The organism is Bacillus sp. FSL K6-3431 (assembly GCF_038002605.1).
GTDB lineage: Bacteria > Bacillota > Bacilli > Bacillales > Bacillaceae_C > Lederbergia.
This window is the reverse complement of the sequence record NZ_JBBOCT010000001.1, coordinates 4,726,856-4,751,431: the sequence shown is the minus strand read 5'-3', so window position 1 is coordinate 4,751,431 and position 24,576 is coordinate 4,726,856. Positions and strand designations below refer to the sequence as shown.

Below are 24,576 nucleotides of genomic sequence, written 5' to 3'. Positions count from 1 at the left end.
GATATGTCCTTTCAATGTAGTTATTCCTCAGCTAGTGCCTTTTCATGCTGTTTAGCAAAGTCTTCTGGCGACACTTCATTACCAAACAAAGACTGAATTAAGTTTAAGTGTGTTTCTGCAACAGATGCACTCATTTGAACATCCGCAAATAATGTTAAGTTGCTTGCTTTATTCAATTCGTTAAGAACATCAATATAAAGATCTGGCAAATCTACCTTAGCAGTGTCTACTTTCGTGGCAGGAATGACCCCAGCATTTGTTACTGCCTGCTCTCCCCATCTTTCAACAAAGAATGTAACAAATTCCTTCGCTTCGTCTTTTACCTTCGACTTTTCGGAAACAAATAATCCCACACCAGGTCCACCAACCCAACTGTCAATATCTCCATTCCCACCTTTAACCGTCGGGAATTTAAAGAAACCTGCATTATCTCTAAATTCTTGCGGAATATCTTCATTTGTCGTTAAGTTAGGAAGCTCCCAAGTACCCATCAAATACATTGCCGCATTATCATTCATAAATTCAGACTTTCCTTCATCATTTGACAAGCCATTAAATCCTTTATTAAATGCATTCGCTTTTACTAGTTTTTGAATTTCTTCTGCTGCCTTAACTAAGCTTTCATCTTCAAACGAACCTTCACGATTAATTGCTTGTGTGAGTAAATCAGATCCACCAATACGGTCAGCTAAATACATATACCATAAAGAGCCTGTCCAGCGGTCTTTATTGCCAAGCGCAATCGGAGCAATATCGTTTTCACGCAAGGTTTTAACGATTTGTTCAAATTGCTCATACGTTTCAGGCACTTCTAAACTATATTTATCAAAAATGCTTTTATTGTAATAAATGGGGGCGATATTTAATTCAAGAGGCAATCCATATGTCTTGCCATCGATCGCATATGCTTCCGTTGTCCCTGATACGAATGCATCTTTTAATCCACCATCCAACACATCATCTAGTGGAGCTAATAGTTCTCCCTTTACAAATGGCTTCAAGTACCCAGCTGCCCAAGTAAAACCGACATCCGGTAGATCATTTGAAGAGGAAAGTACTTTGATTTTATTTTTATATTGTTCATTTTCAAGTATCTCAACCTCGACTTTTACACCTTCGTTTTCTGCTTCAAACTGTTTAATAATATCTTCGACAATCATATTTTGTTGTTTAGAGCTTCCAGATGGCCATAAATGCATAAACTTAATTTTTTTTTCAGTAGCTTTACTATCCCCAGCTCCGGCATCTTTATTTGAAGATGTACAAGCTGATAAGACTACTGCCAAAACGAGTACGGAAACCAATATTAACGTATGCGCTCTATTTATCATTATTTTCTCCCCCTTGATGATTCATTTGTATAAAGTTTATCACTGTTAGCGCTTGCAAATAAGACCACTACAATTGGGGGAAATACCACTATTATTAGGTTCATTCCATTTTTCTATATTTACTTGGTGTAATTTCCTCATGTTCTTTAAATAATTTAATAAAGTATTTCGGGGTTTGATAACCAATAGCATAAGATATTTCCTCAACGGTTAGATCCGAATGAATGAGAAGATTCTTTGCTGCCTGTAGTCTTTTGCGGGTAATATATTCACTAAATGTCATATTTGTTTGCTCTTTAAATAAAACACTAAAATAGCTCGAATTTAAATGTACGTGGTTGGCCGTTTCGCTTAAATTGATTTGTTTTTTTATATTCATATCAATATATTCCAATGCATTTTTGATTGAATCTCTCATGCTACTTCTTTCTGACTCCATTTTCATCAGCTGCTCATCTGCCACTCTTTCCAAGATTCCTGTTTTATTTATTTTCTCCTCGGTTTTTAAGGCATCCTGCACTGCTTCAATTAGTTTTTGCTTAGTAAATGGTTTCAGCAAATAATTGGTTACACCCAGCCTAATTGCTTCTTGCGCATATTCAAATTCTGAATAGCTGGAAATAATAATGACAACAGGCTGATAATTTGTCTTTTGTAATGCTTTAAGCAAATCAATGCCTGATATCTCTGGCATTCTAATATCAGTGATGAGAAGGTGGATTTTATTCGTTTCAAAAAGAGCTAGGGCCTCTTTTCCACTTCTAGCGCTTAATACATAATTCTTTTCCTTCCCCCACCCTTCCAATGTTCGCTTTAATCCTTGTCGTGCTTGTTGTTCATCATCAACGATTAATATCGTTTTTGTATTCATCCCAATCCCCCTCCATTTATCGGTATTTCAAAAGAGACCATCGTACCTTTACCGATGCTACTATCTATCTCGAGCCCTTTACCATTCATATCCTTATAGTATAGTTGTATTCTTCTATTCACATTAGAAATCCCTATGCCGGTTCCTTTCGGTGATTGAACTTGACCATTTTCCATAGATTCAATAATTTCTTCAAGTGTCTTTTTATCTATGCCTGGGCCATTATCACGAACAATAATAAGTAGATTGGTTTGATTGGATTTCTTGATAATAATACTAATCTCCCCTCCACCCACTTTATTTCCTATACCATGAATCACTGCATTTTCGACAAGTGGCTGAACCATAAGCTTCGGAATTCTGACATTTCTGTATTCTTCTGGTATTGTTATTTCCCATATTAGTTCCTCCCCTAATCTCATTTGCATAATAAACATGTATCTTTCTATATGTTCGATCTCCTCTTGTATTGTCACCCATTCATCCTTCTTCGATTGACTGATCGTATACCTGAATAAATGGGACATCGCGATCACTTGATTTGCCAAATTGTCTTCTCCTTTTTCATCAAGTGACCAATAAAGCGCATTCAATGTATTAAACAAAAAATGGGGATTTATTTGCGCCTGCAACGCTCTCAATTCGGTATGGCTGCGAAGTAATTCCTTCTCATACACAACTTGAATTAAATGATTAGTATCAGCGACCAATTTATTATACGTTCTATTTAATTCGGCTATTTCAATAATTGAAGATGATTTTGGACTTGGAACAAGCTCACCTCGATGCGTATTTCTCATCGTTTTAATTAACCTGAATATTGGTCTAGTTATCATTGTTGATAGTGGTAAAGATAATATAAAGAAAATGATAAAGCCAATGATCCCAGAAACCAGAATAGCTATTTTTAAAACTTCAAGGCCTTTTGTTAATTTTTTTAATGGCGTCAAAATAACCAATGTCCAAGAGGTGGCATTGGAAGTTTGTTTTACCATCATATAGTCAATATCTTTAATAGATATTGTAGATGTATCAAGCGGAGAAATTTCTTGAATATCAGCTTTTATCGTTGAAGATACAGTTTCCATATTATTATCGAATATAATCGTATATTCATCTTCTGGGGGTTTTCCCTCAGCCTCGTTATGATAATTAAAATATCCTTTATCAATATAAACTAATAAATAGCCACCTTTGGAAAACCAGCGATCCATTAAACTAACTCTGCGGATAGCAAGTAATTGCTCAGAGTTATTAGGATCTTTGCCAATCCATACCATTGCTCCTTTTGCTTTATCAGCTTCCATAGCCCAATTAATACTTATTTTTTGGTCTAGATATGAATCGCCAATTGGATATAGCATTTGAAAATCAGGCAAATACAATTCTAGTGCATTAATGCCGTTGGAGTAAGCGCGAAAAGAATTAACTGTTTGCATCAAAGACTGCCTTTCTTGAAAAGAAGCAAAATCCCCTTTTACTTCTTGCGTAAGCAATTGCTGTACTTTTGCATTTGTAGCAACCTGACTCGTTAATAACTCGAGTTGTTTATACAAATTATCAATTCTTCCACTTGCTTGTATAGCTGTCTGCTGAATCTGTTTATCAGCATTGTTGGTCAATATCGTTCCTACCAAATGAAAAATGACAAATCCAACTAAACATAAGACAATGGCCATTGCGAATAAAAATACAAATAATATTTGATTCCGTAATGTAATATATTTTTTGAATCGTCCGAGCATACAGAACAGCCCTTCCTCTTTAAGACTATGAATTTAGTTATTTACTTACCAATAAGTACTTTGAAGTCTAATCCATACTATGTTTTATACCATTCTATATTAGACGATAATATCCAGCTGCTCATAAGAGGAGTCGTTAAATATTTGCCTTTTACTGAGAATTGAGAGACTTATATGAAGACGAAGTATTTTAATTATTAGTTCTATCATATTTTTGCTTGTTTAGCATCTAAAATAATTTTCTCATTCTGATAATATTAGTTTTTTTCATACGATAGTATTGTGCAATAATACTTATGCCATTGTTTGGTTACTTTACTTTTGATATAATTACTATAAAGTATTTTCGCACAATTTCTAATATTATGGGGTGTTGAACATTTTTAGCATGGATGGTATTTTCTACCGAACGGGTACTTGGATATATAATTTTATGTATTTGAATATTTTGTTTATTGTTTTCTGTATACCTATTATTACGATTTATCCATCTATTGCAGCGCTCTTTGGAGTCATACGAAAATGGAGAAGAAATGAAGATGTAGCTGTATTTTCACAATTCAAGGAAATGTTTCTCGAAAATTGGAAACAGAGTTATTTGGTAGGCATTCTGTTCACATTAATTGGAGCATTTCTAATGTACGATTTCTACTTATTAACCCAAATAACTGCTTCCATGAAAATTTTTATTTATATCGCGCTCCTATTTATTAGTATTTTAGCGCTATTATCTTTCATAAGTATTTATCCACTTATGGTCCATATGAGTACAACATTCAAACGTTTATGTATTTCCAGTTTACAAATGGGATTATACAAACTTCATTTAACAATTATTTGTTTGATTATTCTTGGCGCTTGGACCATTTTATCTTTGCGCTTCACCTTTTTAATTTTCTTTTTCTTTTTCAGTGTTTCTGCCTATCTTATATACTGGATCGCAGATATTAAGTTTAGAAAAGTAATCCCGGAAGAAGAACCTCATAGTATTGAAATGGAAGTTTCCCAAATGTCCTAAGTAAACTCGTTTCATTTCTGAAATATTGGGGATTCCAAAAGCAAGATTAAGTATAAACGAAAAATGCCAAGGGAAGTTTGGTTCTCCCTTTGGCATTTTTGTATATGCATTTTTTGATAGTGGTTGTTGGGGTATTCCTAAAAAGAATCCGTCCCCCAGAAAGTATAGTCGACATTTGGAAATAAATTCTGCAATTGGTCGGGTCCCTTTTTCTCTGAACCGTTCAGTATCATAGAGATGAATGCACTATTATCTAGTTTTATTAATTCGTTATAAGTAAATGATTCAGAAGGCTTTTTAACATCAATTATCTTTTCTTTTCTTACAAGAAGAGCATCGAGATCCCCACATTGCAATAGAATAGTATAGTCCATATCTATTGATTTACTAGTATTTTCAACCTGCATCCTATCAGTGAAAACACCTCTTAATTTCTCCAGTAATCCATAAAAATTAATGACCTTCCACATACCAGATGTTTCAACAACAGTTTCAGTATCCCACTCCTGAAAGTGACGGGTTAATACATGGTTTTTAGCTAAAGTAATACGAACACGCTGATAATCGTTATTTCTAGTAAGAATTTCTTTCAATAAAGAGAGCCCTGCATTTTCATGTTCCTCTCTATAACAACACTCATCAATCGCAATATTTCCATTCATAGACTGAAATCTTATATATGCAACAACTTTATTATCACTTTTGGCAATAAGAAAATTTGCGGGTTTTTCATTTCTCTTGTTGAGCTGTCTCTCCCAATAGATAGATGATCTAATCCAAGGGCCAATATTTTTTTTTGAAAATCCGTCATACAGGGATTTTACTTCTATCAAGTTCGAATAAGTGAATTCCCCAATAGAATAATCGAATGCTGGTATTTCAGGTATATTCCTTGCAACATTAGATTGGATCGGAACCGTATGCCACCCAGCTTTTTCATAGAAAGAATTTATATCTGTGAATAGCAAGGATAAGTCGAAACCATTATCACGCATCCACATTGTTTGCTTTTTTAATATCGTTTGAATAAGTCCTCGTCCCCGATATTCTGGATAGGTAGCTACGTTTCCAATCCCGCCTACCTTCAAATAGGTGTTTTCGTAGTAGGTATAATACGGAAATATTTGCACAGATGCTGCGATATTACCATTCACTTTCGCAATCCAAGTAGTTTGAAAATCATAATCTGAATTAAGTTCTATGCGCTCTTGAAAAAAAGCTTTATTTTCCGGAAAAACATTGGCCCATAGTTCATAAACCTGTTCTAGTTCCTCATTGCTATGTATCGTTCTTATTTCAACTTTTTCCATATTATAAGATCTCCTTCTTGGAGCATTTTTATCTATTTAATATTGGAGACTTTGCGTGTAAATGTTTTTTTAGAAGGAGGCTCCATAGCCCCCTTTTATGAATACTTATCCTAGCTTAGGTGTATCAACAAACATTACACTATGTTCATGCTTATGCAATTCTAGTACAATAATTTCATTTTCTCCTTCTTGTAAAAATGGAGCCGGTAAATATAATGTTTGTTGTGGACCAATCTCCCAATAGCGACCAAGATTATGGCCATTTACAAAGACAACACCTTTTGTCCACTTTGACACATCTATGAAAGTATCCGCCACCTCATCTACTTCTAAGATACCACGATGGAAGTACGGATGATTTTCTTTTGGTTCCTCCGCAGTGAACTGCAACTTACTCAACTCATTTAATGGTAGAGGATAAACAGTCCAATCAAATAGGAATTGGTTCCCCATCCTGACTCCCTCTGTAATACCTTTGAAATCAACAAGGAAAGGACCGTAATTAATCCGTCCCATATTCTCTACAATAATCTGTAGTTTTGTTTCTTCCTCTGTAATATCAACTTCCAAACTAGATTTACCGCTAATTCGATCAACTAAGCCGGCATATTCGCCGTTCAAATAAACTTGTCCACGATCATGGACATCTTGAACAGTCAACCTTTGCCTACCATACGCACCTTTAATAATTGTTTCATAAACGATAAACCCGTAATCTTGTCCGTATTCCTCCATCGTCAATGGCGCCTGGCTTTGCTGTGGAGAAGAAAGTTGATTCAATGAATCTAGCAATGCAAATCGCTCAGTAAAATGAATTTCACCATATTGCTTTTTTTGTGTTGGTGCTGGCAGTTGCATCTCCGGCAAATCAACATATTTTTCAAAAGTTTTCCTAACAGCATAGAACTTTTCCGTCACATCTCCTGATTCCGTCAATAGCGAATCATAATCATAGCTAGTAATTGTCGGCTGATAAATTTCCTCATTATGATTTGCTCCATTATAAAAACCAAAGTTTGTTCCGCCATGTGCCATATAAAAATTTACGGAGCCATTTTGTTGTAACATTTCATCTAATGTCTCAACAACACTTTCTGATGATCTTGTGTGATGCTCTTCTCCCCAATGATCAAACCAGCCATGCCAAAATTCCATACACATGAGTGGAGCCTTTGGTTGGTATTCCTTCAATAATTTAAAAGCCGATTCTGCACGTGATCCAAAGTTCACCGTTTCAAACACATCTTCAATCATCCCACCATTCAGCATAGAATCTGCAGGGCCATCTGATGTAAAGAGAAGCTCATCGCCGACTCTTTTTTGAACACTGTCACGCATATATTGTAAATACTTTTGATCATTCCCGAAGCTGCCGTACTCGTTTTCAATTTGAACAGCAATAACTGGACCACCGTTTGAACTTAGTAATGGCTGTAATCTTTCAAATAATACATCGAAATAAGCTTCTACTTTTTCTAAATACGGTTCATTGAAGCAGCGTAATTTAATATTCGGCACCGTCATTAACCAAGAAGGAAAACCACCAAATTCCCACTCTGCGCATATATATGGTCCAGGTCTGACAATAACATGTAGACCGACTTTTTCAGCTGTTTTAATAAACCGCTCAATATCTGCAATACCGTCAAAAACAAATTTCCCTTCTTCTGGTTCGTGTATATTCCATGCCACATACGTTTCTACTGTGTTTAATCCACATTCTTTTAGTTTGATTAGCCGATCTTCCCAGTACTCTGGCACTGTTCTAAAATAATGCATTGCACCACTTAATAATAATGTTTCCTTGCCATCTAGTAAGAATGATTGATCCTTATACGTTAACTTTGCCATTTTGCACCTCTATATTTGTTGTTTTTGGTTTATGTTCCCCTTGATCAATATGGACTACTTTTCCTCCAGAACGAATGGATTCAGTTGCCGCGACTCCGACAGCAACACTCATCCGACCTGCAAAAGGTGTCGTTAATGGTTGTTTATTATCCAAAACTAAATTAACAAAATCTTCACAGATGCGCGGGTCTGCACCACCATGCGTTCCTTCCGTTTTCTTCATGTCATACGTAATATCGCTCATTTCATGCCATGAACCCGACTTTCTTGTTTTCACAAAAACTTTATCATTTACATCATCATTTTCAAGACGACCTTTCGTCCCAATAAATGTATAATTTCGGGAATAGTCTGGCGTAAAATGACATTGCATATAAGAAGCTTTAATGCCGCCTTCTAATTCCATGATTAACATACTATTGTCCTCCACATCTATTTCTTCGCGGAATGCACATTGCGTTAACCGTTTCAGACTAACATCTGGACATGTATCCTTCACATCACAGTCTGGACAATGCAAATCATTTGGTTTATCTCCACCATAATAATCTAAACTACCAAATGCTGATACCTTAGTTGCATAGCTTCCCGTTAACCAATGAATCACATCGAGATCATGAGAGGCTTTTTGTAATAATAATGACGTCGTATTTGCTGCTGTACCATGCCAATCGTGATAATAAAAATACCCGCCAAGTCCGACAAAATGCCGTACCCATACTGCTTTTATGTCACCAATCACACCAGAATCAATAATTTCTTTCATTGTTTGGTACATACTCATATAGCGCATATTAAATCCAACCATCAAGTGTTTTCCTGACTTTTTCCATTCATCAAGAATACGGTCGCATCCTTCTGGCGTTATCGCCAATGGCTTTTCACAATATACATGTTTTCCTGCCTGTAGCGCTGCAGTAGCATGTTCCTCGTGCAAATAATCCGGTGATAATATAGCAACAGCATCAATATCTTCTCTCGCTAATAACTCTTGATAATCCGTTGTTACGAAAGCGTCTAGATTAACTTCTTTTTTAAACTTCTCTAGTGACTCTGGTGAAATATCTGCTGCTCCAACGACAACAGAATTCCCATCCGGATTATGCCAATATTGCACAATCGAACTTCTTCCGCCTACCCCGATTACACCAATTCTTAATTGTGTCATTATGCTCACCTCTTTTGTCAATTATTTATTTTTTTCCGTCATTTTAATCAATCCAACTCCGTTATATTAGCGGGTATCAAATACTATCTGTATTGGATGAATGGAATATTCTATGTTTATTATCAATTACGCCTTGGCGGAATTGCGTCCAGATTTTATCGAGCTCGCTCGATAAACTTCCTCTAAAAATCTGTGACATCCGCCGGAGGCTTTCACTTCATTCAACCGGGGTTTGCACTCCCACTGAATTAGGGTAAATCGTATTCATCCCGCCACTTATAGAAATGGGGACTTCTGCTGAATGAAGTTAAAATAGGAACTGATATTGTTGATTTTGTTCCATCTCTATTTCTATCAATCCATCAACAGGCTCGATTTTTTTATCTTCATTTCCATCTTTACGAACGATGATAGATTTACTTGATTTCAGAACAAAGGGGTTATCTGCTTTACAAGTTACTTCTAATGTACTCGCTTGCATCTTGTCCCAAGATAGATTTACCTCAAATCCACCTTGCACACGGACACCAGATAATGTCCCTTTTAACCAAGTTGACGGAAGTGCCGGCAATAGTTCCACATAACCTTTATGAGATTGGATAATCATCTCAGCTACTCCCGCTGTATAGCCAAAATTCCCATCAATTTGGAAAGGCGGGTGAGCACCTAATAGGTTCGGATACAATCCTCCACCGATAAAAACTTCTCTGTTCGCTGAGACAATGTTAAATAATTGATCTAGCAACTTATTGACACGCTCACCATCTTTCAATCTTGCCCACAGACAAATTTTCCAGCCCAAACTCCAACCAGTTCCTTCATCTCCACGTCTGTTCAAAGTTTGTTTGGTAGCTTCTAATAGCGGTCCGTCTGTAATTTGATTGCCAGGATAAAGTCCATATAAATGAGATACATGGCGATGATGTGGTTCTACATCTTCATAATCAATCAACCACTCTTGTAATTGTCCATATTTACCGATTTGCAATGGATGCAAACGATCTTTTGCTGCTTTTACTTGCTGTATCCACTCGTCATTCAAATTAAGAACTTCAGCTGCCTCCATACAGTTTGTAAACAAATCCCAGATTACTTGAAGATCCATTGTCGCACCCTTCGTAACAGATCCTTCTTGCCCATTTTCCGTATAAAAATGGTGTTCAGGTGAAGTTGATGGCGATGTGATCAAATAACCATTTTCGTCTTCAATTAGCCAATCTAAGCAAAACGCCGCTGCACCTGCCATGATTGGTAATGCCTCTTTCGTAAGATATTCTTTATCTTGCGAATAGATGTAATGTTCCCATAAGTGGCGGCATAACCATGGACCTGCCATCGGCCAAAACGCCCAGTTCGGATCTCCATGGCGATCATCACCAACTGGTTCAGCATGTCTCCATACATCCGTATTATGATGTGCCGTCCAACCTTTTAATCCATATCGTTCACTCACCATTTTCGTACCGTTTTTCGAAAGTTCATCTATTGCTGTTAATAATGGACGATGACATTCAGCTAAATTCGTTACCTCTGCTGGCCAGTAATTCATTTCTGCATTAATATTTAATGTGTAGTTTGATGACCATGGTGCACGCATTGAATCATTCCATATTCCTTGTAAATTCGCTGGTTGTGTTCCCTCGCGAGAAGAAGAAATCATTAAATAACGGCCATATTGGAATAATAGTTCTACCATACCTAAGTCATTAGCACCGGATCTCTTCACTCTTTCATCTGTATCGAGTTGCTTTTTTAATTTTCCATCTTGTAAGGAGAATTCCACACGCTTAAATAAATTTTGGTAATCTTGTATATGCAGCGCTTTCAATTGATTATATGAGATACTCATTGCCTTTGATAGATGTGCTTCATTTTGTTTAGTTAATTCGCGAAAATCTGTACCCGGTAACTGATCGAAGCCATTGAATGATGTAGCAACAGAAAAATAAAGAATCGCTTTTGTCGCATGTTGAATAGAAAGAATTCCATTTTGGGAATCTACTTGGCCATCTTCAACAACAACACCTAGTCTTCCTTCGAAATGAATCGCCTGTGTTTCACCAAATTCTCCATATATAATGGGCTCTTCATTCTCATGAAAATATGTTGGTGCACAACTTTCAGGACAAATACCTTGTAGGATTACCTTATCTTCGACATTTTCTGTTCTGCTCTTTAATAAACTATCTATGCTGATATTAATATTTATCTTTTTTTCAACTGAACTTGTAAGCTCGATTGCTAGTACTTGATGCGGATGTGATATAAACGCTTCCCTTGAATATTCAACTTTTCCAACCTTGTATTTTACGGAGGAAATCGCCTGATTAATATCTAATACACGCTCATATTTCTGGGCGACATCGCCATGCAGATATTGAATCACTAGATTCCCTAGTGGCATATAGGCTTGTGTATACGGGCCAAACATATTCTTCGTTTCACTTATCGCATCATCGTATTTCTCTTCTTCTATCAGTTTTCTAACCTTTTGTAACGATTCCTGATCATCGTATTTCTTATTCTTCTTCGGTGGACCCGACCATAAAGTATCTGCATTCAACTGAAACCTATCTGTTTCAATACCACCGAAATGCATCGCACCTATTCTTCCGTTACCGAGTGGCAGAGCCTCTGTCCAAACGTTTGCCGCTTTACTATAAGATAAAAGATTCATATGATAATCCCTCATTCATTCTATTATTATGTATCTATTTCTACGCATTAACTACTGTAGTCTGCTCCTTATTAATAATAAGCTCACTTTCTCTCATCCGGTTAATCCTAACATAAGGTGAGAAGTGATCATAGTGATTTCCTTCTATTAATACACTTTTACACGAGTCGACCTCAAATAAAATTGCATGCTCACTATTATATTTCTGCTGATATTCAATAGCTTGTATTTCATTACCGCTATCTTCTTGTAGATTAATAATTTTATTATTTTTAATGCTCAAATTGTCAACATTTTCAGCGGAAACTGCACATTCATGACCCATATAAAAAGTATTATTTTCAATAGTAATATTTTTATGAATAGGGACTGGCGATACCTTCTCCCCTAATGCAATAGGATGAATGTAAATTGCGGGTTTACGATAATTCCATCTCTCTATTGGGGTTATGTAAAATGTATTACCTCGGATTGTCATGTCCCTAACAGGGCCAGATTCATACCAGTCATTTGAATCATTTGAGATAAATATACAACTCATCGTAATATTTTGAAAGTGATTTCCTTCAATTAGCACTTTTTTACGTGTAGTGCAGAGAATGCCTCTTGTCGGTACATGTGCAAAGGAATTATTTATTATTACTACTTCAGGTGTATATGTCACATTCTCCATTACATATAAATACTCTCCATGCTCATTCTGTATCTTTTCAAACGGTAACTTTTGATCAAATGACACTTGCATTGTTTGCAAATCATTTCCTTCTTGTCCAGGGTGGACTACCTTTATTACTTCATATTCATCAGCGAAATCTTCTCCCATTGTAGCTCGATTAAAAAAGACAACTTTATCTCCGATATGATATTGCGGAAAACCAGATTGTTGATGATGTGCATAAATAACTTCCAATGTATGATCATTGATTATTTTTTGGATCCTCGTGTAAGTACCGTGAATATTAATTGGATCATCATGTGGATGTGTAAAGGTACATCCTTCAATTATAATCCTTCCCTTAGCACCTGATACATGAATAGAATCGGCAAAGCTTGAACCATGTTTCCCCTTGGCAGTATTCGGTACGAAGTGAGTCTCTAGAAAAGAAACATCACCACTCATTTGCACCAAAAATCCAAAACCGTGCATATAGTGGATCGTTACATTCGTTAAACAGATATTTTCACTTTCCCAAATTAATACTCCTGCTGTATTACGGTCCGTTACTTTACAAAATTCAAATACACGATTGGGGATAACTTCAGTTGGAAGCGCCCGATCATAATAAATACGTACAATACCTTTTTTGCGCTCTTCTATTCTTATTTTATTATTTGCGAACGGCCCGCCATTCACCTTATGCCTTCTTTTGACCCCAGATCTTTCATCAAACCCAACAATGACCATATCATTTTTAGATCCTTCATCTTTCCAATACAGTTCCTTTGAATAAGGACTTCTCTCACTTAACCAATAAAAAGATTGTTGATCTGCGCTAATTTCGTACGGAATATTATCACCAATCTTATAATCTGCATAAATACTCCCCTGCTCTTCTCCGGTTCTTTGAACCATCAATTCTGATAAAGTTGGCACCTCATAATCCCATGATAGATTTTGCAATTGAATGTTCTTCGAATGAAAGATTCCAAATCCCATGACATCACCATGAAAAAGAAATAATGAACCATTTCCTTCTATTGTTATATTTTCCAATTCTTCTATAAGAAAGCAAACTCTCTTAATCGGATGATTTCTTGTGTCCGTATTAGAAGTATGAAACTCCCGCTTCGGAGCATAGTCGGGGTAAAAATGATAAGTACCTTGCGGAAATGAAACAATTAAATGTTCCTTTGAGCCTTTTAAATCCTGCAGCAAATTATGTACTATCATTGTATAATCTTGAAAAGGGCCAACTTCTCCCTCATACTTTCTTACATCAATGATTCTTGTTTTATCCATATCCAATTACCCCTAACTAATGTAAATATATGTATTTATTATAACAAAAACGAATACACTTCAGTTAAAAAACTTAGTGTATTCGTTTTTAGTTTATTAGATCATTTTTACTCTAAATCATATGCTTTTTGATAGATTTCTAGATAACGATCGACTTGCAATGCTTTAAAGCCATCAATATAATTATCCCATTCTTTATCAATATTCTTTGAGCCTGTAACAAATTGGACCATATTTTCTTCAATATATTTATTAATATTGATTTTCAACAAAGAAACTTCTTCTGCATCTTCTGGACTAACCCAAGCTGATTCGAAATTGAATTGTTCTTCTGGTTGGAACCCATCATATTTTTTAGTTGCATTAAACAATCTGCGCTCATAACCTTCTGGTGACCACTCATCTATATCAGTCGCAGTTGCGTCTCTGATTGTTCTCGTCAACATAAGTGGGCCTCTTTCTCCCCAACCGTACTTTAAAGCTTCTTTTTCTTCATCTGTTAAATCTGGATCTTGTTTAATGGTTACGATTTTTGCTTGTTCACCATTTAAATCAATATCTTCAGGCTCACCCTTCCTCCAATTGACCCCTTCTTCTCCTCTTGTCGTTGCAATTGTACCTTCTTCAGTATATAAATAATCCGCTAATTTAATTAAGGCTTCCGCTTTTTTTCCTTTTGCTTTGTCAGTAATTGCGAAAGCAAAATTATTTACGTTTCCATAATTGGACGACGTATACTGAGCATCTTTAGGTCCCTTTAAAGGTGGTATAACATCATAGTTTTTGGAGTGTTCGGATTGCAAGTCTACAAAGATGCCCGAGTGTTGCCCCGCACCAGCTCCAAGTATCGCATCTCCTTCAGGTGTCCCCAATTGTTTAAAAGCCTCTGCATTTTGTGTAAATGCACCGTGATCGATTAGTCCTTCTGCGTATAATGATTGAACATAGTTCAAACCATCTTTCCATTCCGGCTGCATGGCACCCAATGATAACTTTCCATCACTGACGTTAATATAATCCATCCCGTTATTCGGAATAAAGGCACCCATTAAAAATTGAATAGGATTCCCACCTAGCTTAGGAGTTTCTCCACTCAAAGGGACTTCGTCTTTTTTTCCATTTCCATTCGGGTCATCATTCTTAAATGCCTCTAATACACTCTTAAACTCTTCTGTCGTTTTCGGCATTTCTAAGTTTAAATTCCCCAACCACTCTGTATTAATCCACATTTTCCCGGATACTGAGCAATGATAGCATTCATTAACTAATGGCAATCCGTAAATATTACCGTCTGGAGCAGTCATACCTTTTTCCAAATAAGGTAGGTCTTCCATCGCCTTTTGTATATTAGGTGCGTGATCTTTAATTAAATCATTTAATGGCATGAAGACACCTTCCTTACCATACTTTTGGGCATCTACTTTCGAAATATTATCAACCCAAGTAACTAACATATATGCATCGGGGTAATCCCCGCTTGCTAACGATAATTGACGTTTTTCCTTTGCAGCATCTTGATTGACATACTCCCATTTAATTTTCATATTGAATTTTTCTTCAACCATTTTCGTAAATGGATCCTTACTATAATCTGCATCGCTAGAAAATTTAGGTGTAAAAATAGATACCTCTATTGGACCATCTGGGTCTGAATTATCCTTTGAAGGACTATTTCCTGAATTAGTCTTACTAGGTACGCACCCTGAAAGAATCATGAAAAGTGCTACTAATAGAGTAAGACTAAAAAATCCTAACCTTCTCATATAAAATCTCTCCCCTTTTTTATTAAATTTATATAAATCCATTACAAATCTCTATCATTTTACAAGCATTTTTACAGATCACCCTTTTACTGATCCGATTAACATTCCTTTAACAAAATGCTTTTGAACAAAAGGATAGAGGATCAAAACTGGTAGACTCGAAACGACAATTAAAGAGTATTTCATTAACTCTTTTAGTCCTTGCAACTTCAACATTTCTTGAATATTTGCAGATGGGTCAGTATTCAAAATTAGGATACTCCTTAAAATAATTTGTAATGGAAATAGTTCTTCCGATTTTAAATAGATTAATGCATCGAAATACATATTCCATTTCATCACTGCATACATCAACACAAGTACAGCGATGATCGGCTTTGCTAATGGTAAGACAACCCTAAAGATAAATCCAATATCGCTACAACCATCCATTTCACTTGCCTCCACTAACTCTGCTGGAATGGTTGACTGGAAAAACGTACGAGCAATGATAACTTGGAAAACAGCAAGAGCTGAAGGTAGTAAAAGTGCCCAGATCGTATCGATAAAGTTCAAATTTTTTACAACCAGATACAATGGGATTAAACCGCCGTCAAAAATCATTGTAAACACAAGAATGATCATAATAAGTTTGCGTCCATAAAACGTTGTCCTAGAGAGTGGGTAGGCTAGCATAATAGTAATACTTACACTTATTAATGTGCCGGCAACTGTATAAAACAGCGAGTTCGAAAAACCTTGAATAATTTGTGGATTTTTAAAAACTGTTGTATATCCTAAAATTGTCGGATCTATCGGAAGTAACCAAACTCGACCAGATGTTACAGCAGATGGATTACTGAATGAAGCACTGACTATATAAATAAGCGGATACAGAACGGCTATTAAAACTAATATCAATAATACGTAAATTGCACCAACGAAAAAACGATCGCCCATTGATTCTTTTATTCTTATACTCGTCTTTGCATTCATATCCTTTTCACCTACCATAAACTTGATGATGAGAATCGCTTAGAAATTGAATTAGCTGAAATAATTAAGACAAAATTAACAATTGAATTAAATAAACCAACTGCTGCTGCGAAACTAAAGTTCGCTCCAAGCAATCCAACTTTATACACATATGTTGCTATCACTTCTGAGGAATTGATATTTAATGGATTTTGCAATAAATAGATTTTTTCAAATCCCAAGGCCATAATATTTCCAATATTTAATATTAATAAAACGATAATAATTGGCAATATTCCTGGTAAATCAACATTCATTATCTTTTGTATTCTACTCGCACCATCCACCTTAGCGGCTTCATACAATTCTGTATCTACTCCTGCTAATGCAGCTAAATAAATAATCGTTGCATACCCGGTGTTTTGCCACACATCTGACCAAACATAAATCGATTTGAAATACGCTGGGTTGCCTAAAAAGTTATTAGCTTCCATTCCAAATAAACCGAGAATATTATTAAACAGTCCCGCCGAAGGCGATAAAAATAAGATAATTATCGACACCATGATTACAGTAGATATAAAATATGGTGCATATGTAACTGTTTGCACAAGTTTTTTAAAGCGAACATTCTGCACCTCATTTAGTGCTAGTGCCAAAATGATCGGACAAATAAATCCGACGATTAAACCATAGATACTTAAACCAAGTGTATTTTTTATTAATAGAGTAAAATTCGGGCTGTCGAAAAAGTACTTGAAATACTTAAGACCGACCCAATCACTTGCGGCAATCCCCTTTACAACACTATAATCCTTAAATGCAATCACAATTCCAGCCATAGGAATATACTTGAATGTAATTAAAAAAATTAATGGGATCGCGACTAAAAAATATAGTTGCCAGTGTTTTTTCATTCTCCTTAAAGGCGACTTTTTTCTAATAATAACTTCTGTTCCCTTTGCACCTTGAATAGTCGGCTGACTAATTTGTATCACTTCCATATCCCCTCCTTTTGTAAAACGCTTACATTTATTGTTGTCTAGCGCCTTCGCAATGACAAAACTATATAAAGAATCGTAAGAAATAGAAAGATCCAATAATTAACCAACGTACAGTGAAAAAAAACCTTTAATATCAAGGGTTTCTCCTAAGTTACTCTCATCTACAGTACATTAGATCAACATGGTACAATTTATTGTAAGCACAGTTTTTTGCTTATTTATCCTTTGCATTTTTCATCATTTTCCGAAACTCAGAAGGCGATACTCCTGTACTTCTTTTAAAAGCGCGTCTGAAAGAATGAGCACTATTATATCCAGAATGCAGCGCAATGTCCTCTATTGCATCATCTGTTTGAGTTAACTTTGATTTCGCGAAATTTAGTCGAACATCTTCTATATAATCCGAGATATTTATCCCTGTATGTTCTTTAAATATCACCGGAAGCATCTTCTCCGGAAAATCAACCATTTCCGATATTTTATACAGTGATAAATCCGGGTCACTTGCAGCATGTTTAACCACTTCTTTTATTTTTTGAATAATTCGTTGACTACCCACTATCTTTTTTTCGTGAATACTCTGAGTAATTTTCATCAAAATCTCTCTAATCAATTTCATATCTTTATCAAATTCAATCTTCTTTGACTTTATCTCTTCGATATGTTCCCGAATTTCATCAACTGTTATTTTTTTGAGCTGTGTATTTTTTGTTAGGAGCCTCATAATCGTACCGTTCAAAGACGCTAAGATTTGACCAGCCATTTGCTGTGTCAACATTCTTTCTTCTACATTTTCCTCATATACCTTAGTTAGTAGCTCTTTTACCTCCTCTAAATTTCCATTCATCACGGCATTCATTAAGCGCAGTTCAAGCTCAATAGGGTAATAGAAATCCATTTTCCCGTCAGATGATTGGTCCGTGTATGTATAAACGGTTGCTGTATCATCCATCGATTGAATAAACGGTAAGCTTAATTTTGCTTCTTCATAGGATTGATGAATATCGACAAACTGCTCAAATTTCTTGCCCATACCTATGTTCACTTTTAAACTATATTTTTCTTCTAAACGCTTTAATAATAATATTAGATTCTCTTCTAGCTTTTTTTCCTCTAGAAGTGAAGGCTTTTTATAAAAGGTCATCAAAAATACGACTTGATCTACATCTAGACTACAGTAAAGTGCAGCTAATTTAAAAATATCATCAAATTCATTTTGAATAATTATTTGGGCAAGATTCATTTCATCCAGCATGTCCTTATCTACTCTATTAAACATATGAATAATTTGCACGATACCAACGTAACCAAAGGCCCCTTTAAGTGGGATGTTAGCTTGCTCAATTAATGCGATCGTATCTCTGGAGGAAGAGATTTCTCCAGTGACTAATTTTCTGATGATCGTATCCTGCAGTATAGGTAGCTGCGCCTTAATTTGGCCTTTTAAGCGATCGTTATTAGTAATAATATCTTCCACATTGCTATGAATAAAATCATATGGGTTTTTAACCGTTCCTGTTTCTGGAATAGACATGATTCCCAATAGGCGATTTAACGGAATACTATGTTTATATGAAAAGTATATAGCGATACATAATCCCACGATAATCGTAATTAAAGCGATACCATAATTAACTGTTTGAATGTACATCACATCTTCTGCAAGTTTATCTTTTGAAATGATCGCAGCATATGTCCACTTATTGCTATCGGATTTTGATTCAATCATAATATACTTCTTCTTATTATCTTTTATTGAATATTTTTTCGTAGCCTGATTGAATGAAACCATACTTGCCTTCATATTGTCACTAACAATAATATTCCCTTCTGCATCATGAATAAAGGTTGCTCCATCATATTGTGATGATATTCTATTTAACAATCCACCAATCTCTTTTTCATTAATCATAACTACGGCATTTGCCTGCGGCTTTTTTTTAGTACCTAGCGGAATGGATTGTACATAAGTAATAATTGATTCTGTACTTTTCAAAATCTTCACTTTAGTTGATGGTAAATAATGTCGAGCATGAAATGCTTGATTGATATTTTTCATCCAATCTTCGTAACTTATTTCCTGATACATATGATTATTATAAAAGTCTTTGGGTCGAACATAGGAAGATTTTGGAGATACAATTGTATCAATTTCATTAAAGTATATGTAAAAGTCTTGAAATAACGTATTTGTATACCCATATGGTTTAATGCTATTTTTTATCTTATAGATATCGTAAACATGATTAGAATTAGTTTTTTCATTTCGATATATCAACTGATTAATATCTGGATTTATAGAGATCTGGTAGACGAAGTTTTCCAACTCTTCATTTTTCCGATCAATAATATCTTTCGTTTGATTCAATAAGTTTTTACTATTCTCAGTCGCATTTTCCTTTATTTTATGGATACTGATTTGATATATAATAAAGCTTGATATTAGGGGAATTAGGAGGATTAACACATATGATAGTAGGATCGTTCTAAAGATACGTATTTTTTCAAAGTAATTAAACATTTCCGGCTCCTCTCCACCTAGTAGTATTGTAAAGTTGTAGATTTATGGCTATGCTCATTTTATCATACCAATAATGTTTCAATTTTTTTTACAAAGAAAAGATTCATGTTAGGAAACACATGAACCTGATCCGTTATTCTTTTATTAAAACTAATTGACTTACCGTTTTTCAGAACTATAGCATGAAAACTCTTTAATCATTGGTGTCTCAACTGATTCTGTTACAGTTAATTTTAGCTTTTCTGTCTTTATCGGGGGGATTTGTTTAATATATTTATGACCAACCGCACTACCTTCGCCGATTGAAATCCATTCCTCATCCACAAGAGCCTCTAATTCGAATTTCCTTACTCGCTCACCGAAAACAATATCTTCCATTAAAACTATATGATCAATTGTCGTCTCATTTTCTAACGTTAATTCTAATTTCTGCCCATTGCCTTCTGTACTGCCAAGTGAAGTTGAAAATTTCCTATTTATTTCTGAAGCAAATTCCATTAATCTTTCAACATCTACCTCTGGAATCAAACCTCGGTCATCTGGAGATAGATTTAATAATAGATTTGTGCCATGTCCTACTGAATTATAATAAATATGCATTAATTGATCTAGTGAAAGCAAACTTTCTTCATCATTTGGATGCCAGAACCAATGCCGTTTGCGGATTGGAACATCGCATTCTGCTGGAAGCCAATCAGGTGTGCCTGGAAGCCAATCGACTTTGTCATCTGAAAACATACTGATTTTTGCAGCGCTTTCAGTATTCCAGCAAGGATAAGGTGCTAAACCTTCTTCATTACCGACCCATCTAATCGTTGGCTGTCCCATATTGAATATCATTGCATCTGGTTGATGTTCCTTAATAATCCCTATCATTCTTTCCCAATCATATACTCTACCTTCGGAACCAGCACCATCAAACCAGACTTCCATCATTGGTCCATATTGTGTCATCAACTCTGTTAATTGTTCACAATAAAAGTCATCATACGCTTCTTTATCTTGATAGCATGGTTCATGACGGTCCCAAGGTGAGACATAGATGCCGAAATGCACACCTTCTTCTTTACAAGCATCAGCAACCTCACGCACTACATCGCCTTTGCCATCTTTCCATGGACTTGATTTCACTGAGTAATCGGTCGTTTTAGTTGGCCACAGACAAAAACCATCATGATGTTTTGCAGTTAATACAACATATTTAAATCCCGCATCCTTCGCAACCCTTACCCACTGCCTCGCATCTAATTCTGTTGGATTAAACAATGATGGAGAATCAGTGCCTTCTCCCCATTCTTGATCACAGAATGTATTCATGCCGAAATGAAAAAACATTCCTAAATCTAAATTTTGCCATGCTACTTGCGCTTTTGTTGGTAGAGCGAGTTTTGTCTTTTCCAATATATCCACACCCTTTTTATTATTTACTAGCTAATAATATGTTGGAGTACAGCTGTTGGCCGACATCCGACAATTAACCGTGTCCCATCGCTATAGCCTTCTTCTCTGCCCTTCAGCTCGCTAATAAGTACCTTTCTCCAATAATTAAGCTTTTCCACGTAGGTTCGATCTTCACTTAAATTATCCATTTCTTGTGGATCCTTCACTAGGTCGAAGTATTGCTCTTCGCCAGTTTGCGAATACCAAATATATTTCTCTTTTCCATTTGCTAAATAATGATGGGATAAATCACCATAAGCATGTTCTCCATGAATATAGGATCTCCAATCTGGATTAGATTCCTTCGCTAACGGAATAACACTTTCTCCCTCAACCGTTTCTGGGGTTGGTGCTCCGGCCGCATCTAATATTGTTGGCATAATATCACGTAATTCAACAACTTTATCGCAGGTTGTTCCTTTATTAATATTTAATAGATTGCCTGGATCAGCAAGAATAAAAGGAATTTTTGCACTGCCTTCATATGCCAGTGATTTCCCCAAGAAATGATGATCACCAAGGAGTTCTCCATGATCGGATACAAATAGAATAACTGTATTATTATAGATTTGATATTCAATCATCGATTGTATAAATCTACCAATCTGATCATCAAGATGGGCAATTAACGCATAATAGGCCGCCTTCGCTCGCTTCAGACGCTGCTCCGGAACGATCCCAATTCTAGTTGTAGGCAATAATCCATTTGCTGCCTCATCCGCCTGTTTTGCCCAATTACCAATTACCGGATCATCTATATCCTTGCTCATATAATAATCAAAATAAGCTTGTGGCGGATCAAATGGTGGATGTGGACGAACAAATGACATTTTCAAGAAAAATGGTTTGCGCGGATCACGACGGCGCAAAAAGTCAATCGATTGGGTGACAACCCAATTTGTCGGATGATACTCTTCTGGCAAATGCCAAGGTCGGCTCATTGCCGATGCATTACAATCCAAACCGAGATCTGTTATATCTTTATGCCCGCCTAATCGTTCTCTTAGCCATGGTAAATAATCATCCGTCTGTTCAAACGACTCTTGGTATGGTGTATTTTTGAAACGATTATGATGCAAATATCCGTCATGCAAAATGACATTGTGAAACCCACATAAATTCCGCGATGGATATACGTGCATTTTTCCAATACTTTGGGTGTGATAGCCCGCTTGACTCATTTCTTCTGGCAGCATATGAGGATAATTCCACGGCACACGATCTTGATAACCAACGCGGCCATGTGATTGTTGCGACATACCGGTTAACACAGCTGCACGTGCTGGCACACAGGTCGGCGTTGCCGAATAGGCATTCGTAAATCGTACTCCTTCACGAGCAAGCTGATCGATGTTTGGTGTTTCTACAATTGGATGTCCAGCTGAACTTAAACAATCAAACCTCATTTGATCAACCATTACTAATAAAACATTTGGTTTCATTTTTGCCCCCCATAAAGCTTAAATTAAATCTGTTCATCCTCTTCATTTACCTAATAAAAGAGGATGAACAGAACTGGCAAGTATATATATTGAAGTTAAAAAAACCTTTAAATAACGCCTTTTTTCAAAATAATATTAGCATATTTAGATTGTTCACTAGTAGCAACTACCGCATAGGCTTTTTTTGTACGTTCATAAAATTCAAAACGGTCAATACATTTCATCGGAACCGGATATTTAAACTGATCATTAATTATTTCCTCATACTCTGTCCAAATAGTCGGGACAGGATCCCTTGACACCACATCCATACAGATAACAGGATGTTCTACATATGTATCAAGTGGAAAAAACTCTAGAATCGCTGTTAATAATTCCGGTATTCCATGACCATCACATCTAACGAGGTGTTCTGTATGGCTAGCAGAAGGAAAATTCCCATCTGCTAACACTATTTCATCACCATGTCCCATTTCCATCAATGTTTTCATCAATTCAGGGGAAATGATAGGCGGAATCCCTTTCAGCATCGTTGTTATTTCTCCTCTACAAAGTAATTTGTAAGTGAACCTAATTTTTCTATTTCGACTGTGATTTCATCACCTGGCTGAACATAAACTCGTTGCTCTTTCGGAAGACCCAATACTACTCCTTCAGGTGTTCCTGTTAAAATAATATCCCCCGGCTCCAACGTCATATATTGAGAAATATAACTAACAATCTCCTTACAGTTAAAAATCATATCAGATGTATTGGAATCTTGTCTTACTTCTCCATTTACATATGTTTTTAAATTAAGATCATTAGGATTGCCAACTTCATCCGCCGTAACAAGATAAGGTCCGACAGGGCTGAATTTATCACAAGTTTTTCCAAGCAACCATTGTGGTGTTCTCATTTGTAAATCACGAGCTGATAAATCATTTACGGTACAATAACCAAATACATGATCAAGCGCTTCGTCTTCCTCTACATATTTTGTTTTTTTACCAATAACGATACCTAACTCCACTTCATAATCAAGTTCTTCTGTTACTTTTGGTACTGGAATTTCACTTTTATGACCTGTTAAAGTGTTATCAAATTTATTAAATAAAATCGGGAATTCAGGATATGGAGCATTCGTTTCATCAGCATGTTTGCGGTAATTCAAACCAACACAAATAATTTTATGTGGCTTTGTAACGGCTGGTCCCCAAGTAATCGTATCTGCATCTACTAATACAGCTTGATTGTCCGCGATAACAGTTTTAATAAAATCTTCAAGCTTGGTTACTTCCTCTCTAGAAGCGGAGATAACAGACATTACATCTGTCTTAAGATCTACCACACCTACCTTCTCAGCAGAAACAGCAACATCAACAATTCCTTGCTCCGTTTGCACTCCCAATCTATGTATCCCTTGATCTTCAAATGTTAATAATTTCAAAGTAATCCATCCCTTTCGTTTTTTGATTGCGTTTTTGGGTACCTGGCTCTGACACAACTTTGGCACAACTCAGAATTATTCTAGAGCTGTGC

At 35.9% G+C, this 24,576-nt stretch carries 17 protein-coding genes; 1 reads left to right on the top strand and 16 read right to left on the bottom strand.

Annotated elements, in window-relative coordinates; genetic code table 11:
• Positions 1-20: 20 nt before the first annotated feature.
• The 3 genes from MHB53_RS22525 to MHB53_RS22515 form a co-directional block, all read right to left on the bottom strand.
• The gene (locus tag MHB53_RS22525; protein WP_340922669.1) at positions 21-1,331 is read right to left on the bottom strand and encodes an extracellular solute-binding protein; all 1,311 of its coding nucleotides are present in this window, start codon (positions 1,329-1,331) and stop codon (positions 21-23) included.
• Positions 1,332-1,431: 100 nt separating this feature from the next.
• Positions 1,432-2,202, bottom strand: a complete 771-nt coding sequence (locus MHB53_RS22520; protein WP_340922667.1) for a response regulator transcription factor — start codon at positions 2,200-2,202, stop codon at positions 1,432-1,434.
• Positions 2,199-3,947 carry a cache domain-containing sensor histidine kinase gene (locus MHB53_RS22515; RefSeq protein WP_340922666.1) on the bottom strand — a complete coding sequence of 583 codons (1,749 nt, stop codon included), beginning with the start codon at positions 3,945-3,947 and terminating at the stop codon, positions 2,199-2,201. The genes MHB53_RS22520 and MHB53_RS22515 overlap by 4 nt, the downstream gene beginning before the upstream one ends.
• 433 nt (positions 3,948-4,380) lie before the next feature.
• Between MHB53_RS22515 and MHB53_RS22510 the strand changes: the two genes are divergently transcribed.
• Positions 4,381-4,965 (top strand): YesL family protein, encoded by a 585-nt coding sequence (locus MHB53_RS22510; protein WP_340922664.1) that lies wholly within the window; start codon positions 4,381-4,383, stop codon positions 4,963-4,965.
• Between the two features lie 137 nt (positions 4,966-5,102).
• Here MHB53_RS22510 and MHB53_RS22505 read toward each other — a convergent pair whose 3' ends face one another.
• From MHB53_RS22505 to MHB53_RS22445, 13 genes are all read right to left on the bottom strand, one after another.
• Positions 5,103-6,275, bottom strand: coding sequence for a GNAT family N-acetyltransferase (locus MHB53_RS22505; protein ID WP_340922662.1), 1,173 nt, complete (start codon positions 6,273-6,275; stop codon positions 5,103-5,105).
• Between the two features lie 105 nt (positions 6,276-6,380).
• A complete protein-coding gene (locus tag MHB53_RS22500) occupies positions 6,381-8,126 on the bottom strand; it encodes a glycoside hydrolase family 35 protein (protein WP_340922659.1) in 1,746 nt (581 codons plus the stop codon).
• Entirely contained in the window at positions 8,107-9,294 is a 1,188-nt protein-coding gene (locus MHB53_RS22495; RefSeq protein ID WP_340922656.1) for a Gfo/Idh/MocA family protein, read from the bottom strand. Before MHB53_RS22495 ends, MHB53_RS22500 begins: the two co-directional genes overlap by 20 nt.
• A 307-nt stretch (positions 9,295-9,601) precedes the next feature.
• A complete protein-coding gene (locus MHB53_RS22490; protein WP_340922653.1) occupies positions 9,602-11,971 on the bottom strand; it encodes a glycoside hydrolase family 95 protein in 2,370 nt (789 codons plus the stop codon).
• A 40-nt stretch (positions 11,972-12,011) separates the two neighbouring features.
• Entirely contained in the window at positions 12,012-13,931 is a 1,920-nt protein-coding gene (locus tag MHB53_RS22485; RefSeq protein ID WP_340922649.1) for a right-handed parallel beta-helix repeat-containing protein, read from the bottom strand.
• Between the two features lie 107 nt (positions 13,932-14,038).
• On the bottom strand, positions 14,039-15,694 hold the full coding sequence (locus tag MHB53_RS22480; RefSeq protein WP_340922646.1) for an extracellular solute-binding protein: 1,656 nt from the start codon (positions 15,692-15,694) through the stop codon (positions 14,039-14,041).
• Between the two features lie 78 nt (positions 15,695-15,772).
• Positions 15,773-16,669 carry a carbohydrate ABC transporter permease gene (locus tag MHB53_RS22475; protein ID WP_340922644.1) on the bottom strand — a complete coding sequence of 299 codons (897 nt, stop codon included), beginning with the start codon at positions 16,667-16,669 and terminating at the stop codon, positions 15,773-15,775.
• Positions 16,670-16,680: 11 nt separating this feature from the next.
• Positions 16,681-17,652: an ABC transporter permease gene (locus MHB53_RS22470; protein WP_340922642.1), complete on the bottom strand. Its 972-nt coding sequence runs from the start codon at positions 17,650-17,652 to the stop codon at positions 16,681-16,683.
• 214 nt (positions 17,653-17,866) lie between these two features.
• The gene (locus MHB53_RS22465) at positions 17,867-20,173 is read right to left on the bottom strand and encodes an AraC family transcriptional regulator (RefSeq protein ID WP_340922639.1); all 2,307 of its coding nucleotides are present in this window, start codon (positions 20,171-20,173) and stop codon (positions 17,867-17,869) included.
• 159 nt (positions 20,174-20,332) lie between these two features.
• Positions 20,333-21,574, bottom strand: a complete 1,242-nt coding sequence (locus tag MHB53_RS22460; protein WP_340922635.1) for an alpha-L-fucosidase — start codon at positions 21,572-21,574, stop codon at positions 20,333-20,335.
• A gap of 26 nt (positions 21,575-21,600) precedes the next feature.
• Positions 21,601-23,055 carry an arylsulfatase gene (locus tag MHB53_RS22455; protein WP_340922633.1) on the bottom strand — a complete coding sequence of 485 codons (1,455 nt, stop codon included), beginning with the start codon at positions 23,053-23,055 and terminating at the stop codon, positions 21,601-21,603.
• Between the two features lie 107 nt (positions 23,056-23,162).
• A complete protein-coding gene (locus tag MHB53_RS22450; protein ID WP_340922631.1) occupies positions 23,163-23,585 on the bottom strand; it encodes an RbsD/FucU family protein in 423 nt (140 codons plus the stop codon).
• A 5-nt stretch (positions 23,586-23,590) separates the two neighbouring features.
• Positions 23,591-24,484, bottom strand: a complete 894-nt coding sequence (locus MHB53_RS22445) for a fumarylacetoacetate hydrolase family protein (RefSeq protein ID WP_340922629.1) — start codon at positions 24,482-24,484, stop codon at positions 23,591-23,593.
• Positions 24,485-24,576 lie beyond the last annotated feature (92 nt).

Coding starts and splice junctions, on each gene's coding strand:
- MHB53_RS22525 (WP_340922669.1), bottom strand. CDS start 1,331: ATGATAAATAGAGCGCATACGTTAATATTGGTTTCCGTACTCGTTTTG.
- MHB53_RS22520 (WP_340922667.1), bottom strand. CDS start 2,202: ATGAATACAAAAACGATATTAATCGTTGATGATGAACAACAAGCACGA.
- MHB53_RS22515 (WP_340922666.1), bottom strand. CDS start 3,947: ATGCTCGGACGATTCAAAAAATATATTACATTACGGAATCAAATATTA.
- MHB53_RS22510 (WP_340922664.1), top strand. CDS start 4,381: ATGTATTTGAATATTTTGTTTATTGTTTTCTGTATACCTATTATTACG.
- MHB53_RS22505 (WP_340922662.1), bottom strand. CDS start 6,275: ATGGAAAAAGTTGAAATAAGAACGATACATAGCAATGAGGAACTAGAA.
- MHB53_RS22500 (WP_340922659.1), bottom strand. CDS start 8,126: ATGGCAAAGTTAACGTATAAGGATCAATCATTCTTACTAGATGGCAAG.
- MHB53_RS22495 (WP_340922656.1), bottom strand. CDS start 9,294: ATGACACAATTAAGAATTGGTGTAATCGGGGTAGGCGGAAGAAGTTCG.
- MHB53_RS22490 (WP_340922653.1), bottom strand. CDS start 11,971: ATGAATCTTTTATCTTATAGTAAAGCGGCAAACGTTTGGACAGAGGCT.
- MHB53_RS22485 (WP_340922649.1), bottom strand. CDS start 13,931: ATGGATAAAACAAGAATCATTGATGTAAGAAAGTATGAGGGAGAAGTT.
- MHB53_RS22480 (WP_340922646.1), bottom strand. CDS start 15,694: ATGAGAAGGTTAGGATTTTTTAGTCTTACTCTATTAGTAGCACTTTTC.
- MHB53_RS22475 (WP_340922644.1), bottom strand. CDS start 16,669: ATGAATGCAAAGACGAGTATAAGAATAAAAGAATCAATGGGCGATCGT.
- MHB53_RS22470 (WP_340922642.1), bottom strand. CDS start 17,652: ATGGAAGTGATACAAATTAGTCAGCCGACTATTCAAGGTGCAAAGGGA.
- MHB53_RS22465 (WP_340922639.1), bottom strand. CDS start 20,173: ATGTTTAATTACTTTGAAAAAATACGTATCTTTAGAACGATCCTACTA.
- MHB53_RS22455 (WP_340922633.1), bottom strand. CDS start 23,055: ATGAAACCAAATGTTTTATTAGTAATGGTTGATCAAATGAGGTTTGAT.
- MHB53_RS22450 (WP_340922631.1), bottom strand. CDS start 23,585: ATGCTGAAAGGGATTCCGCCTATCATTTCCCCTGAATTGATGAAAACA.